This is a genomic window from Algibacter sp. Ld11, assembly GCF_045066735.1.
Classification (GTDB): Bacteria; Bacteroidota; Bacteroidia; order Flavobacteriales; family Flavobacteriaceae; genus Algibacter.
Genome location: NZ_JBISHH010000013.1, coordinates 12,050 through 25,639, shown reverse-complemented (window position 1 = coordinate 25,639; position 13,590 = coordinate 12,050). Strand labels below are relative to the sequence as shown.

Here is a 13,590-nt window from a genome sequence, read left to right as displayed (position 1 = left end):
GAATTGCCATAAATATGACCATTTCAAAAAATTCAACCTTACTATTTCGTTTAAATATTTTTGTTTACAAACCTAAAAGTTGTGGCAAATACATTGAAATTGCAGGGATATATGTAATTAAAAGTAATACAACGACCATTATTACTAAAAACGGAATCAACGGTTTTATAACTTGCGAAACTGAAACATTAGCAACACCACTACCTACAAAAAGAATAGTTCCAACGGGGGGCGTGCATAGGCCAATACAGAGGTTAAGTACTAAAACAATTCCGAAGTGTACTGGATCCATACCTAATGCAACTACTACAGGTAAAAATATTGGTGTAAAAATTAGAACTGCGGGCGTCATGTCCATAAATGTCCCGATAATTAGAAGCACCAAATTAATAACTAAAAATATTACTATTTTATTACTAAACTGCTCCAATAAAAAACTACTTATAAGTTCTGGAATGCCCTCAAAAGAAAACAGCCAAGACATGGCCATAGACGTACAAATTAAAAACATAACTACTGCTGTAGTTTTTGCACTTGTTAATAAAATAGCAGGAAAATCTTTAGCTTTTACATCTCCATAAACTAATGCTAAAACACCAGCATAAAGCACTGCAATAGCAGAAGCTTCGGTAGCTGTAAAAATACCCGCTACAATACCACCAACCACAATTACTAAAAGCAACAAACTAAAAAAGGCTTTTCTAAAATAAGTCCATATTAAAGATAAAGGTGCGCGATGTCCTTTGGTAAATTTACGTGTAATAGCAACAAAAGCAATATAAGCCATAATAGCTACGCCTAATAAAATTCCAGGTAAATAACCTGCGATAAACAATGCTGCAACTGATGCTGTACCACCACTTGCTAAAGCATATACAATTAAAATATTACTTGGCGGAATTAATAAACCTGTAGTTGCCGAGGTAATATTTACAGAGGCACTAAATTCTCTTGGATAACCTTCCTCCTCCATTCTATCTGTCATTATACTTCCAATGGCCGATGTTGCTGCAATAGCCGAACCAGAAATAGCACCAAATAACATAGATGCTAATACATTTACATAAGCTAAACCTCCCGGTAAACTCGCTACTAAAGATTTCGCAAAATTTATTAACCTATTGGCTATACCACCTTGCTTCATAATTTCACCTGCCAATACAAAAAACGGAATGGCTAAAAGCGCAAAACTATCAATACCAGTAGTCATTCGTTGCGCAATGGTTGTTAAACCTGGTAACTTGTCAATATTCAACAATAAACTTATAGTTGTGGAGATACCAATACTATAAGCTACTGGTACTCTTAACATCAATAATGTAAAGAAACTTACAAATAAAACGATAATACTTATTACTTCAATACTCATAATTATTCGGTTATTTTGTTAGCATTAATTTTCCCTAAATGGTATACAGAAAAACACATAATAAAGAGACCACTTATTGGTAGAATAGCATATATATATCCTAATGGGATACGCAATGTACCAGACAACTGCCCTAAATGTAATGTGGTATAAACTAAATTAAAACCACCAATAACCATAACAACTAAGGCAAATAATAAAATGCATATTTCGATAAATATGAGTGCTTTTTTCTTGGTTTTACCCGAAAACTTTTGATACAAGAAATCCATAGATAAGTGCTCTCTTTTTCCACTTAAGTAAGCTGCACCAAGTATGGATAACCATATTAATGAGAAACGTGCTAACTCTTCGGTAAATGCAAAAGATGTGTTTAATACATATCTTGAAAACACCTGACTTAAAACATCAATAACCAATAAACCGAATATGAAAACTAAAATGATTTCCATAATCCGACATACTTTTTCAAAAAGAATATCTGCTTTTTTCATGCTTATTGATTTTTAATTTTGTTGATAATTTCTGTCATCTCTGGATGTTCTTTCATGAAAGTTTCGAGCACAGATTTAGATTGTTCCTGAAATAAAAACTTATCAGGAATTATAATTTCTACACCAGCTTTTTCTGCTGTAGCCATAGATTCTTCAACTGAATTTTGCCAAAATACCTTTTCGGCTTGCGACGATTCATCTGCCGCTTCTTGCACCCATTGTTTTTCTTCTTCGGTTAATTTCTCCCAAAACTTGGTTCCAATTAACAGCACATCAGGCACTGAAGAGTGTTGATCTAAAGTATAATATTTACTGACTTCATAATGGTTTGACGATACAAATGATGGCGGATTATTCTCTGCTCCATCTACTACGCCTTGTTGTATAGCTGTGTATAACTCACCATAAGCCATTGGTGTTGGCGAACCTCCAAGAGCTTCTACCATATTAATAGCCATTTGGTTATTCATCACCCTAATTTTAAGACCTTTTAAATCTTCAGGCTTCCGTATGGCTTTATTAGAAGTATAAAAACTACGGCTACCGGCATCGTAATAACAAAGACCTCGTAACCAAAATTTACTACCTTTTTCTAAGATAGATTTCCCTACTTCGCCTTCTAAAACATCGTACTGATGTTGCTTGTCTTTAAATAAATATGGAATACCCAAAATATGATATTCTGGCACGAAATTAGACAAGGTTGCAGCACTTACCTTAGTTACGGCAACACTACCAATTTGAAGTAATTCTAAAGCTTCACGCTCGGAACCTAATTGGCCATCGGGAAAAATTTTAATTTGTATTTTTCCATCAGATTTTTGGTTTAAAGCCTTTTGAAATTCTAAAATCCCCTTGTGAACGGGGTGTGTTTGCGGTAATGTATGTGCCAAATACATCATTTTAATATCGTCGTTTTTCTTGCAACTCTGCATAACGAACAAAATTAAAAAGGCACATATTATTTTATTCATCATTCTTTTTTGGTTTAGTTTAGTGGTAATCTTTATTTTTTAAAGTTAAAATATCTAACAGCGTTAAAATAACAAATATCTTGAATTATTTTACCTACAAATTCAATATCGTGCGGCACTAATCCTTGATTAATATCTTCGGCCATTACGTTGCATAAAATGCGTCTAAAATACTCATGTCTTGGAAACGATAAAAAGCTACGGCTATCCGTTAACATACCAACAAAACGGCTTAATAGCCCCATATTAGAGAGCGTATTTAATTGTTTTTCCATACCATCTTTTTGATCTAAAAACCACCAACCTGAACCCCATTGCATTTTACCTGGAGTATCGCCATTTTGGAAATTTCCCATCATGGTAGCAAATACTTCATTTTGAGCTGGATTTAAATTGTAAGTAATGGTTTTGGCTAATTGATTTGTAGACTCTAAGGTCTTAAATAAAGCCGACATAAATTCTGCTGCAGGAAAATCGCCTATAGAATCGCAACCAGCATCTAAGCCTATTTGCGCTTCTAATCGTGTATTATTATTTCGGAGTGATCCTAAATGATATTGCTGTGCCCAATCAAATTCGTGATATTTTTTTCCTAAATACACAAATAAAAACGATCGGTAAATTGTTATTTCTGAAGTTGAAAGTATTTCCCCTGCTAATTTCTTATTAAAAATTGATGCGACATCTTCCATAGTGTATTCTACTATTTCCAAGTATTCTCCCAATCCAAAATCAGATAGACGACATCCTAAATTGTTAAAATAAACGATACGCTGGTCTATAGCTTTTAAAAAGGCCTCAAATGAATCTATGTTAACTCCTGAAGCCTTACTCAACTTTATAATATAATTTGAAAAACTTGATTTCCCAATCCAAAATAAATTATCAGATCTAAACGTTGGTAATACCTTTACATGAAAATCACCCTCAGCTATTTCTTTATGATAAAGTAAATCATCTGCCGGGTCATCTGTAGTACAAACCACTTCCACCTTCATATCTTCTAAAAGTTGTGCAGGTGTTTTATGTTCTAAAATACTATTGGCTTTCTCATAAATAGCATCTGCCGTGCTAGGCTGCAGAATATCGTCGATATCAAAATATCGCTTCAATTCTAGCTGCGTCCAATGAAAAAGCGGATTTCTTAATGTGTAAGGTACCGTTTCTGCCCAGCTCAAAAACTTATCTTTTAAGGAAGCTGCTCCGGTAATATTAAACTCCTTAATACCATTAGCTCGCATACCTCGCCATTTATAGTGATCTCCTTTCAACCAAACCTCCGTTATATTATTAACAGGTTTATTCTCTGCTATTTGCTTAGCAGATAAATGGTTGTGATAATCTATAATTGGTAAATCTTTAGCATACTCATGGTATAACTTTACAGCTACATCAGACTGTAACAAAAAATTATCGTTTATAAAGTTTTTTGAATTTATTGTACTCATATCTTACAAACTTTTTGAAATACCAAACTCTAATCCTCGCAATTCTGCTAAACCACGTAATCTTCCAATTCCAGAATATCCTGGGTTTGTTTTCTTATGTAAATCATCTAACATCTGGTGTCCATGATCGGGACGTACAGGAATTAAGGCATCTTTCATACCTGCTGCTTTTCGTCTTCTTTCTTCAAAAACAACTGCTTTTACTACGCTATACATATCAACATCACCTTCTAAATGGTTAGCTTCATAAAAGTTTCCTTTTTCATCGCGTTGTGTACTTCTAAAATGTAAAAAGTGTACACGATTCGCAAAACGCTCGAATATTTTAACCAAATTATTATCTGCACGAACTCCTAAAGAGCCGGTACAAAACGTAATACCGTTAGATCGATCTGGCACTTGGGCAAACAAGTAAGCATAATCTTCTTCGGTACTCACTACTCGTGGTAATCCTAAAATGGCATAAGGAGGATCGTCTGGATGAATACACATTAACACCTCATTTTGAGATGCAACAGGGATAATTTCTCTTAAAAACGCAGCTAAATTTTCTCTTAATTTTTGTGCATCAATATCAGCATAAGTGTCTAATATGGTTTGAAATTGCTCTAAGGTGTACCCTTCTTCTGCACCTGGTAAGCCCGCAATAATATTATTGATTAATTGCGTTTTATCAGCTTCGGAAAGTTTTTCGGCGTATGCTTTAGCCTCTGCTTGTAACTCTGAAGAGTAATCGTTCTCTGCGCCTGGACGTTTTAATAAAAATAATTCGAAAGCAGCAAATGCTACCACATCAAATCGGAGAGCTTTAGAGCCATCTTCTACTTCAAAACTTAAATCGGTACGCGTCCAATCTAAAACAGGCATAAAGTTATAGCATACAATATGGATACCACAACTCGCTAAGTTTTTAATACTTGTTTTGTAATTTTCGATATATTCTTGAAAATTCCCTGAACGTGTTTTTATAGTTTCATGTACAGGTACACTTTCCACAACACTCCAAGTAAGACCGGTTTTTTCAATGGTCTCTTTTCTTTTTTGAATTTCTTCTAATGTCCAAACTTGTCCGTTTGGAATATGATGCAAAGCAGAAACGATACCTGTTGCTCCTGCTTGTTTTATATCGGATAAGGCTACGGGATCATTCGGTCCGTACCAACGCCATGTTTGTTCCATAATTTTTCTAATATTTTATTATAAATCTATAAGGCTATAAAACCTTATATAATTTCTATATTTTTTAAACGCCGCTATAAGCACTAAATCCACCATCGATAGGTATTACTACACCGGTTACAAATGATGCGCCTTCACCACATAACCATAACGTTGTACCCACTAAATCTTCTGGCTCACCAAACTTACCCATTGGTGTTTGATCTATAATTTGGTTACCACGTGGTGTTAAACTACCATCACTTTCGGTAAGTAAGCTTCTGTTCTGGTCGGTTAAAAAGAAACCTGGTGCCAATGCATTTACGCGTATACCTACTTTAGAAAAGTGTACTGCTAACCATTGTGTAAAGTTTGATACGGCTGCTTTTGCTCCGCTATATGCTGGTATTTTTGTTAATGGAGTAAAAGCATTCATTGATGAAATATTTAGGATACTACATCCTTTTTTGCCTACCATATCTTTTGCAAAAACCTGAGTTGGTAATAAGGTTCCAAGAAAGTTTAAATCGAATACAAACTTAATTCCTGTAGGGTCTAAATCGAAAAAAGATTTAAAACCTTCTGTTTTATTATCTAAATCAGATTCTGAAAAATGCGGATTAGACGTTGTTCCTAGCGGATGGTTTCCTCCTGCTCCATTAATCAAAATATCGCAAGCTCCTAATTTACTATTCACTTCCGCCTTTGCAGCTTCTAAAGATGGCTTTTCTAAAACATTAGCAGCAACACCAATAGCTGTACCTCCGTCGGCATTAATTTGATCTGCTATAATATCTGCAGCTTCTTTACGTAAATCTAGAACCGCTATTTTATGACCTTCTTTGGCTAATGCTTTGGCTAATGCGCCACAAATAACGCCTCCTGCTCCTGTTAAAACAATTACTTTACTCATAGTTTTGATAGTTGAATTTTTCTTTAATTGTGCATTTTTCGTGTACGCACACACAAATATAGCAAAAAAATAGTGTGCGCACACACAGATTCAATAATTTTAACTAAATTGCTTAAAATTTCAGGCTATAGATTTCAAAATAATACAATTTTATATAAGCCTAGGTTTGACCTATTTAATATGATTACGATAAAAGATATAGCAAAAGAAGCTCAAGTTTCTGAAGGTACCGTAGACCGTGTTATCCATAACAGAGGTGGTGTATCTAAAAAAACCGAAGCCAAGATTAGAGAAATTCTTGATCACCATAATTTTAGCGTAAACCCTATTGCTAGTGCACTTGCCATGAAAAACAAGTACACCATTGCAACCTTAATGCCAACTCATCATGCGGACGATTTATTTTGGAAATCACCACATTTGGGTATTCTAAAGGCAGTTGATGAAATGAAAACCTTTGGTATCCAGGTAAGCCATTTCGACTTTAATCAATACGATCCACATTCCTATTCTCAAGCCTTTAATACGCTTATAGAATCGGAGCCATCGGCTGTTATAATGGTACCTAACTTCTCTAAAGAAACAAAAAAAATTGTAGCGCTTTTAGAATACAAAAATATACCCTATTTATTTTTGAATATTGATATTGATGGATTTAATAATATGGCTTTTGTTGGTCAGGACTCTTACACCGCAGGTTATATTGCTGGCAAATTAATGCATTCTAAAAAAGAAGAAAATAGTGCTTTTTTAATTATTCAGGCCCGGCACAACATTACGAAAAACAACGCGGTATCGAACAGAATAAAGGGATTTAATGATTATTTTCTGAAGAATAATATAAAATCAGAAAGCCACACCTTAAAACTGGATAGCTTAAATAATTCCTTAGAAACCAAAGAAAAAATAAATAGTTATTTAAAAGAAAATCCTGAAATTAAAGGCATATTTGTGCCTTCGAGTAGAATTTATATTATTGTAGAATGTATTGAAACTTCAATTCTTAATAATATTGAACTTATTGGTTTTGATAATACACCGCAAAATATTGAATGCTTACTAAACGATTCGGTAGCCTTTTTAATCTCCCAAAAACCATTTGACCAAGGCTATGAATCTGTACGAATATTAACCGATTATTTAGTTCAGAATAGAACTCCAAACTCAAAAACATTTTTACCCATCGATATTCTTATCAAGGAAAATGTTAAGTACAACGAGCGCAACGAATTTATGTTTGAAAAGAGCAAGAATTAAAATTACTTCTTCTCCTCTTTAGAACGCTTAATAATTTCTTTTAATCGCTCCTTTCGCAATGTCGCTTCGGCTTTTTTCTTATTCTTTTTTTGAGCCATAAGCTTAGAGTGCTTCGCCTTATTTTTTGTGTTTTTATCTTGTCCTGCGTGAGCCATAATATTTATTTTGATTTTAATAATCTATTTTGCTCTTCCATCAAACTTGTAAGTTTTGATAATAGCTCGATATCTTTAGGAGTTGTTACTGTTTTATCTGTAGAGTCTTGCGCTTTATTACGAAGTCTATTCATAAATTTTACTACAATAAAAATAGTAAAACCAATAATTAAAAAATCTATTAAAGCTTCACCCAAAGCGCCATAACCTATAGCAACCTCATCGGTTAATATTTTCCCTGAAGCATCAAGTACAGGATCTTTTAAAATAAGCCGTTTATCCTTAAAATTTACACCGCTAGTTAGCAAAGTTAAAGGTGGTAAAATCACTTTTTTAGCTAAAACATCTATTACTTTATTGAAAGATGCTCCTATTATTATACCAACTGCCATGTCCATCATGTTACCTTTTACGGCAAACTCTTTAAACTCTTTAAATAACTTCATATGTATATTAATTTAGTCTACAAATATATTAGTTTGAAATTTTAATTCTTTGTGCTTTCCATAATTAAAGCTTATAAATAGTAGCTAATTGATATATATAATAAATTATACCATAAAAGAGTGATATTATAAAATATTACCTTTTAAAGGAATAAAATTAAATATTCTATTTTAAAGGAATATATTTTGCTATGAACAGGAAAAGTAATACATTTGATAAAGAAGCTTAAACTACAATGATTAGCATAATAACCGGAGATATTATTAATTCGAAATCGAGCGAGCCAAAAAAATGGCTAAACATGCTCAAGGAAGTTTTAAACCAATATGGTAGCCAACCCAAACAATGGGATGTTTTTAGAGGCGATAGCTTTCAGCTAGAAACAAAGCCAGAAGACGCACTAAAAGCTGCTGTTTTAATAAAGGCGAGTATAAAACAATATAAAAATATTGATGTTAGAATCGCTATTGGTATTGGGGAAAAAACATATGAATCTGATAAAATAACAGAATCTAACGGTACTGCTTTTATAAATTCTGGAGAATGTTTTGATGATTTAAAAAAAACCACATTAGCACTTAAATCCCCTTTTGAAAACTTCGATTTACAGATTAATATTATGTTCGAGTTAGCCTTATTAACCATAAACAGCTGGACTACAACCTCAGCAAAATTGATAAAAACGGCCATAGAAAAACCAGAATTCACCCAAGTTGAACTTGCCAAGCATTTTGATACCACGCAAAGCAACATTAGTAAAGGCTTAAAACGCGGCGGATTTGATGAAATTTCTAGACTATTACACTACTACAACGCACAAGTAAAAACGCTATGATTATACTTTTTATAAAACTTATATTAGCCCACTTTATTGGTGATTTTCTATTACAACCAGAAAAATGGGTAACCCATAAAGAGAGATATAAACACAAATCTAAATATCTATATTATCATGTTTTAGTTCATTTTGCTGCTCTACTTGTGATTTTGCAATTTAACTTCGAGTATTGGCTTGGTTTTCTAATTATTATCTTATCGCATTATATAATCGATTTGTTAAAACTTAAACTAAAAACCAAATCGAATGCCAGATTATTATTTGGGCTAGATCAACTCGCTCATTTAATAATAATTGCTATAGTAGTTAGTGTTTATGAGCCGTATGCATTAAATATAAACTCGCTTTACCATCCTAAATTTTTACTATTAATTACTGCTATTTTAGGTGTTACTGTGGTTTCATCTATTATCATGAAAATTGTAATCTCTAAATGGTACTTTAAGGAAAATAATAGTAACCTTTCTCTTGAGAATGCTGGTGCTTTTATTGGTATTCTAGAGCGACTTTTTGTTTTTGCTCTAATAATTTCTCAACATTGGGAAGGCATTGGGTTTTTGATAGCCGCAAAATCGGTACTTCGATTTAGCGATTTATCTAAAGCCAAAGACCGTAAACTAACAGAATACATCCTTATTGGAACCTTATTAAGTTACGGCTTAGCCGTAGTTTTTGGATTAACCTACGAATATGTTTTAAGACTTATTTAATGAACTTATTTACTATTCTATAATTTTAATATCTATAGAAGTTCTAGCTTGCCAACCAGTTAAATCTGTCACCGAGTAAGCGCAGTGGTAATCGCCTGTATCAATATCTTCTGGAATTGTAATACTAATATTTATTTCATAAGACGTTAAACCTTCTTCTATAGAAAAATTCTCTATATAAATAAATGGATTTACAGACTCTTTTACTACACCTAAATCGCAGGTTGCGCCTTGGTCGTCGTGCGTATGGTGATCAAAATTATGGTGAATATCTAAACTGTACGCTGCTAACGCTTTATTATCTGTAACCAATGCTTTAAAAGTATAGGTTTCTCCTTTTGTAAGTTCCTCACAACCTTGTGGAAAACCATCAGTATAATTTACACTTATTGTTGGCTTTTCTTCATCCTTATTAGTACTATCATCATTAGAACATGATGCTAATATTAAAACAAGTAATACTATAAGGTAATTATATTTTGCTATTAATTTCATTTTATTTGTTTTAATAGCCGCATAGCATACATTACATGCTACACGGCATAATTATATTTATTATTCTGTAATATCTATATGAGTTTCATATGTTTTTGTGTTTCCATCTTCATCTTCAACTGTAAACATTAAGTGGTATTCTCCAGCTGGTGCCGTCGCAGGCACATCAAAATGCTCATGGAATTCAATAGAAGTTTCTTCGTGGTAACCCTCTAAAAATTCTTCTTCGTAATCCCATTCTACTTCACCTTCACCTACAGTAACGCCATCGGCATGAAAATCAACTGTAATATTATGGATACCGTTTACTGCATCAATCATAAATTCTACATGAAAATCACTACCACGTGCTACTGTAGAATCGATAGAAACCTCACTTATTGCAATTTTATCTAAAATTTGAAGATATCCTTCTATTTCTGTACTGTTACCATTCTCATCAACCACTGTTAACTCAATATGATATTCTCCAGAAGGAATATTAGCAGGCACATCTACATGTTCATGAAACGTAGGGTTAATCACTAAATAATCGGCATCTGTATATACTTGCTCAAAATCCCAATCTACCTCATCGTCTCCAACTGTTAAATCGTGAGCATGAATAGAAAGTGTAATACTGCTTACTACGGCCTCTGCATAAATTTCTGCTTCTAAATGAATATCTGAACCTTTATAAGCAACTAAATCTGTAGAATGTGTAGAACCTTCGCCATATTCAAATTCAGAAATAACAGGAGCGTCTAGCACATCGCCATCATCATCGCTACTACAAGAGTTTAATAAGAGTCCGAAAATAGCAGTAAATGCTAATACTTTAAAATTTGCTTTCATAATAATTGTTTTCATTTGTTTGATTTTAATAATTAATTGTATTGATTTAAAAAGGTATTGTTAAAGAGATTGATACATTTCTTCCTGCCTCGGGAACATCTATTAATCTATAGAAACTCGTGTGGTCGAAATATTTTGTATTGAATGCATTATTTAATTTTAAACGCATTTCTACAGGTTCATTTTTATTAAACATGTATATGTTTGATGTAAAAGCCATGTTTAACAATTGGTAACCACTTGTTACTTCTTCTGGCGGTACAATTTCATTTTGATCTGCCGTTACTTTATAATCGGCGCTTAACTGTGGTTTACATAAAAAGAAAATATCCTTAAACTGATAACTTGCAGAAAACAGACCTGATAATGGCGGAGAAAAAGGCAGTGTAAAGTTCTTTTTAGGTCCGGTAGTTTGTCGAGAATACACATATTCTGCCGATGCATTTAACGTTAGGTTTTTAAATGCCGTCGTGCTCGCGCTCACCTCGCCCCCAATTCTAAAAACCTTAGCTTGGGTATATTCATAAATCTGTAAAGTTTCGTAATAATTAGATGTTGGATTTAAATAGATATAATTCTCGAAAAAATTAATAAAAGGGCTAATACCCAAACTATACTGTTTTGCCGCATGGTTTATTTCTAAATCCAATTGATACGATTCTTCCGGATCTAAATCTAAATTACCCCTCTCGTAACGATACATATGGTAGTTAACACCATCTGATGCCAACTCATTAGATAAAGGCATTCTGAAGCTCTTCCCTATATTGATTTTATAAGTTGTGTGGTTGTGCAAATAACTTAACCCAACCGATGCACTTACATTACTAAAGTTTAAATTTTTATCTTGAGAACGTTGTAAAAAAACATTAGATACTGTATTATCATCATTGTTTCTAATAGAAGGAAACCAATCTACATAAGACTGCGTATTGACTTGACCAAAATCGTATCGTACACCCGTTAACAAATGTAAATCGGGATTAATTTCAAATTGATCGTAACCAAAGGCGCCTACAGTAAAACGCGTATATTCAGGAATTAAAAACCCCCATCCACCAATATTGTTATTTTGATACTCGGTGTTTATTCCAAAAACTATATCATGTCTTTCATTTGTTTTAAAAGCATCTTTTACATTTAAAGCGTACGTGTTTTTATTAAACTCACGCTCTTTAGTATCTGGAGGTGCAGGCATATAACCATGTGGCACAGGCTCCGAGTGTTCTTCTCTGTTATTGTTTTGGTAACCAAGATCTAATAGCAATTTGTGGTTACCGAGATCTATAGATGTATTATTAGTGATTTTAAAATGATTTACGGTATGATAAGGCAAATCGACATCCCTACTAGAAGCATCGTAATCTATACTAGAGGTTCTTACTTCTAAACCATGGGCGTTAGCAAAAAAACCGTTTTTTGCATTCACATTACTAAACGATGTTTCCGATTTTATACCATCAGCAACATAACCTATGTTAAAACTAGCATTAGCCTCTCTACCTGCAGTATTTCTTAAATGATTGTCATGAAGCTCAAAAACATAATTTTCATAATTAATTTTATCGGTAGGCACCTTGTAATCGCCGTAATCTCTATAAGTTAACCTACTTCTGTAATACCAGTTTTTCTTTCTCGCTTTTACACCTGCCGATACACCAAGTAAATTATTATTACTTTCTCCCAAAAGGTTAACCTCTCCGCTAAACGAGTTTAAATTTGGTATTTTGTTCGGCTGTATATCTACAACACCAGCTATAGCATCCGATCCGTAAACTAAAGATGCTGGTCCTTTTATAATTTGTATATTCTCTATACCATATTGGTCTATTTCTAACCCGTGATCGTTACCCCATTGCTGCGCTTCGTGCTTTATTCCATTTTGTACAACGGCTACCCTATTAAAACCTAATCCCCTAATTACAGGTTTAGATTGCCCAGAACCAATACTAATAGTAGTTACACCTGGTATTTTACTCAGGGTTTGCATTAAGCTATTTTCTCTGTTCTGTTCTAAAAACTCTTTTGATACATTATACGTTATTGTAGAAAATTCTTTAGCTAGCCTATGTTTAGTTTTTCCATTCACCTCTATCTCGTCTAAGCTTGTTATAGCTTCATCTAGCTTAATAGAAATATCCTTCATTTGTAGTTCTACATGTACAATAACGGTTTTTGGAGTATAACCAATACAGGATACATTTAAAGCATAATGACCCTTAGCGACATTTTTTATACTGAATAGTCCTTTATCAGTAGAAACTGAAAATAAGCCATCACCTATAATATTAACACCACCTATAGGCTGTAACGTTTGTGCATTTACTACAGAACCTTTTATGTTAAAAGAATTTTGAGAAAAAGCTATAGTGCATAGGCTAAAATATAGCCATATACTGAGAGTTTTATGAAACATGATAAAATGCTGTAAGATTTCAAAAATTATACTTTAAAAAGAATAAAGGAAAAACCTAAACGAGAAAGTTATTTGTATCCTT

Annotated in this window: 14 protein-coding genes; 3 read left to right on the top strand and 11 right to left on the bottom strand. The window is 33.2% G+C overall.

Annotation, left to right across the window (positions count from 1 at the left end; all coding sequences use genetic code 11):
* Positions 1–64 precede the first annotated feature (64 nt).
* The 6 genes from ACJJV4_RS06655 to ACJJV4_RS06630 all read right to left on the bottom strand — a co-directional run bounded on the left by ACJJV4_RS06655 (position 65) and on the right by ACJJV4_RS06630 (position 6,356).
* Positions 65–1,369 (bottom strand): TRAP transporter large permease, encoded by a 1,305-nt coding sequence (locus ACJJV4_RS06655; protein ID WP_405292694.1) that lies wholly within the window; start codon positions 1,367–1,369, stop codon positions 65–67.
* A gap of 2 nt (positions 1,370–1,371) precedes the next feature.
* Positions 1,372–1,863, bottom strand: coding sequence for a TRAP transporter small permease (locus tag ACJJV4_RS06650; protein WP_405292692.1), 492 nt, complete (start codon positions 1,861–1,863; stop codon positions 1,372–1,374).
* Positions 1,864–1,865: 2 nt separating this feature from the next.
* Complete coding sequence (locus ACJJV4_RS06645) at positions 1,866–2,840, bottom strand: TRAP transporter substrate-binding protein (RefSeq protein WP_405292690.1); 975 nt, start codon at positions 2,838–2,840, stop codon at positions 1,866–1,868.
* A 29-nt stretch (positions 2,841–2,869) separates the two neighbouring features.
* A complete protein-coding gene (gene uxaC, locus ACJJV4_RS06640) occupies positions 2,870–4,285 on the bottom strand; it encodes a glucuronate isomerase (RefSeq protein ID WP_405292688.1) in 1,416 nt (471 codons plus the stop codon).
* 3 nt (positions 4,286–4,288) lie between these two features.
* On the bottom strand, positions 4,289–5,464 hold the full coding sequence (gene uxuA / locus ACJJV4_RS06635; RefSeq protein WP_405292686.1) for a mannonate dehydratase: 1,176 nt from the start codon (positions 5,462–5,464) through the stop codon (positions 4,289–4,291).
* A 64-nt stretch (positions 5,465–5,528) separates the two neighbouring features.
* On the bottom strand, positions 5,529–6,356 hold the full coding sequence (locus ACJJV4_RS06630; protein WP_405292684.1) for an SDR family oxidoreductase: 828 nt from the start codon (positions 6,354–6,356) through the stop codon (positions 5,529–5,531).
* 180 nt (positions 6,357–6,536) lie between these two features.
* On the opposite strand from ACJJV4_RS06630, the gene ACJJV4_RS06625 reads away from it, so the two are divergent.
* Entirely contained in the window at positions 6,537–7,613 is a 1,077-nt protein-coding gene (locus tag ACJJV4_RS06625) for a substrate-binding domain-containing protein (RefSeq protein ID WP_405292682.1), read from the top strand.
* A gap of 2 nt (positions 7,614–7,615) precedes the next feature.
* Here the strand turns inward: ACJJV4_RS06625 and ACJJV4_RS06620 are convergent, their stop codons facing one another.
* Together ACJJV4_RS06620 and mscL are read right to left on the bottom strand one after the other, a co-directional pair.
* Complete coding sequence (locus ACJJV4_RS06620) at positions 7,616–7,768, bottom strand: hypothetical protein (RefSeq protein WP_405292680.1); 153 nt, start codon at positions 7,766–7,768, stop codon at positions 7,616–7,618.
* Between the two features lie 5 nt (positions 7,769–7,773).
* On the bottom strand, positions 7,774–8,214 hold the full coding sequence (mscL, locus tag ACJJV4_RS06615; protein ID WP_405292678.1) for a large conductance mechanosensitive channel protein MscL: 441 nt from the start codon (positions 8,212–8,214) through the stop codon (positions 7,774–7,776).
* Between the two features lie 236 nt (positions 8,215–8,450).
* On the opposite strand from mscL, the gene ACJJV4_RS06610 reads away from it, so the two are divergent.
* Entirely contained in the window at positions 8,451–9,050 is a 600-nt protein-coding gene (locus tag ACJJV4_RS06610) for a SatD family protein (protein WP_405292676.1), read from the top strand.
* A complete protein-coding gene (locus ACJJV4_RS06605) occupies positions 9,047–9,763 on the top strand; it encodes a DUF3307 domain-containing protein (protein ID WP_405292674.1) in 717 nt (238 codons plus the stop codon). Before ACJJV4_RS06610 ends, ACJJV4_RS06605 begins: the two co-directional genes overlap by 4 nt.
* Positions 9,764–9,775: 12 nt before the next feature.
* Here ACJJV4_RS06605 and ACJJV4_RS06600 read toward each other — a convergent pair whose 3' ends face one another.
* Genes ACJJV4_RS06600 through ACJJV4_RS06590 form a run of 3 tightly spaced genes read right to left on the bottom strand, consistent with a single transcriptional unit; the run spans position 9,776 to position 13,508 of the window.
* Positions 9,776–10,258 carry a DUF4625 domain-containing protein gene (locus ACJJV4_RS06600; protein WP_405292673.1) on the bottom strand — a complete coding sequence of 161 codons (483 nt, stop codon included), beginning with the start codon at positions 10,256–10,258 and terminating at the stop codon, positions 9,776–9,778.
* Between the two features lie 60 nt (positions 10,259–10,318).
* The gene (locus ACJJV4_RS06595) at positions 10,319–11,107 is read right to left on the bottom strand and encodes a DUF4625 domain-containing protein (RefSeq protein WP_405292672.1); all 789 of its coding nucleotides are present in this window, start codon (positions 11,105–11,107) and stop codon (positions 10,319–10,321) included.
* Positions 11,108–11,138: 31 nt separating this feature from the next.
* The gene (locus ACJJV4_RS06590; protein ID WP_405292671.1) at positions 11,139–13,508 is read right to left on the bottom strand and encodes a TonB-dependent receptor; all 2,370 of its coding nucleotides are present in this window, start codon (positions 13,506–13,508) and stop codon (positions 11,139–11,141) included.
* Positions 13,509–13,590 lie beyond the last annotated feature (82 nt).

Bases quoted from the DNA above. Each gene is read 5' to 3' on its own strand.
- ACJJV4_RS06655 (WP_405292694.1), bottom strand. From the start codon at position 1,369: ATGAGTATTGAAGTAATAAGTATTATCGTTTTATTTGTAAGTTTCTTT.
- ACJJV4_RS06650 (WP_405292692.1), bottom strand. From the start codon at position 1,863: ATGAAAAAAGCAGATATTCTTTTTGAAAAAGTATGTCGGATTATGGAA.
- ACJJV4_RS06645 (WP_405292690.1), bottom strand. From the start codon at position 2,840: ATGATGAATAAAATAATATGTGCCTTTTTAATTTTGTTCGTTATGCAG.
- uxaC (WP_405292688.1), bottom strand. From the start codon at position 4,285: ATGAGTACAATAAATTCAAAAAACTTTATAAACGATAATTTTTTGTTA.
- uxuA (WP_405292686.1), bottom strand. From the start codon at position 5,464: ATGGAACAAACATGGCGTTGGTACGGACCGAATGATCCCGTAGCCTTA.
- ACJJV4_RS06630 (WP_405292684.1), bottom strand. From the start codon at position 6,356: ATGAGTAAAGTAATTGTTTTAACAGGAGCAGGAGGCGTTATTTGTGGC.
- ACJJV4_RS06625 (WP_405292682.1), top strand. From the start codon at position 6,537: ATGATTACGATAAAAGATATAGCAAAAGAAGCTCAAGTTTCTGAAGGT.
- ACJJV4_RS06620 (WP_405292680.1), bottom strand. From the start codon at position 7,768: ATGGCTCACGCAGGACAAGATAAAAACACAAAAAATAAGGCGAAGCAC.
- mscL (WP_405292678.1), bottom strand. From the start codon at position 8,214: ATGAAGTTATTTAAAGAGTTTAAAGAGTTTGCCGTAAAAGGTAACATG.
- ACJJV4_RS06610 (WP_405292676.1), top strand. From the start codon at position 8,451: ATGATTAGCATAATAACCGGAGATATTATTAATTCGAAATCGAGCGAG.
- ACJJV4_RS06605 (WP_405292674.1), top strand. From the start codon at position 9,047: ATGATTATACTTTTTATAAAACTTATATTAGCCCACTTTATTGGTGAT.
- ACJJV4_RS06600 (WP_405292673.1), bottom strand. From the start codon at position 10,258: ATGAAATTAATAGCAAAATATAATTACCTTATAGTATTACTTGTTTTA.
- ACJJV4_RS06595 (WP_405292672.1), bottom strand. From the start codon at position 11,107: ATGAAAACAATTATTATGAAAGCAAATTTTAAAGTATTAGCATTTACT.
- ACJJV4_RS06590 (WP_405292671.1), bottom strand. From the start codon at position 13,508: ATGTTTCATAAAACTCTCAGTATATGGCTATATTTTAGCCTATGCACT.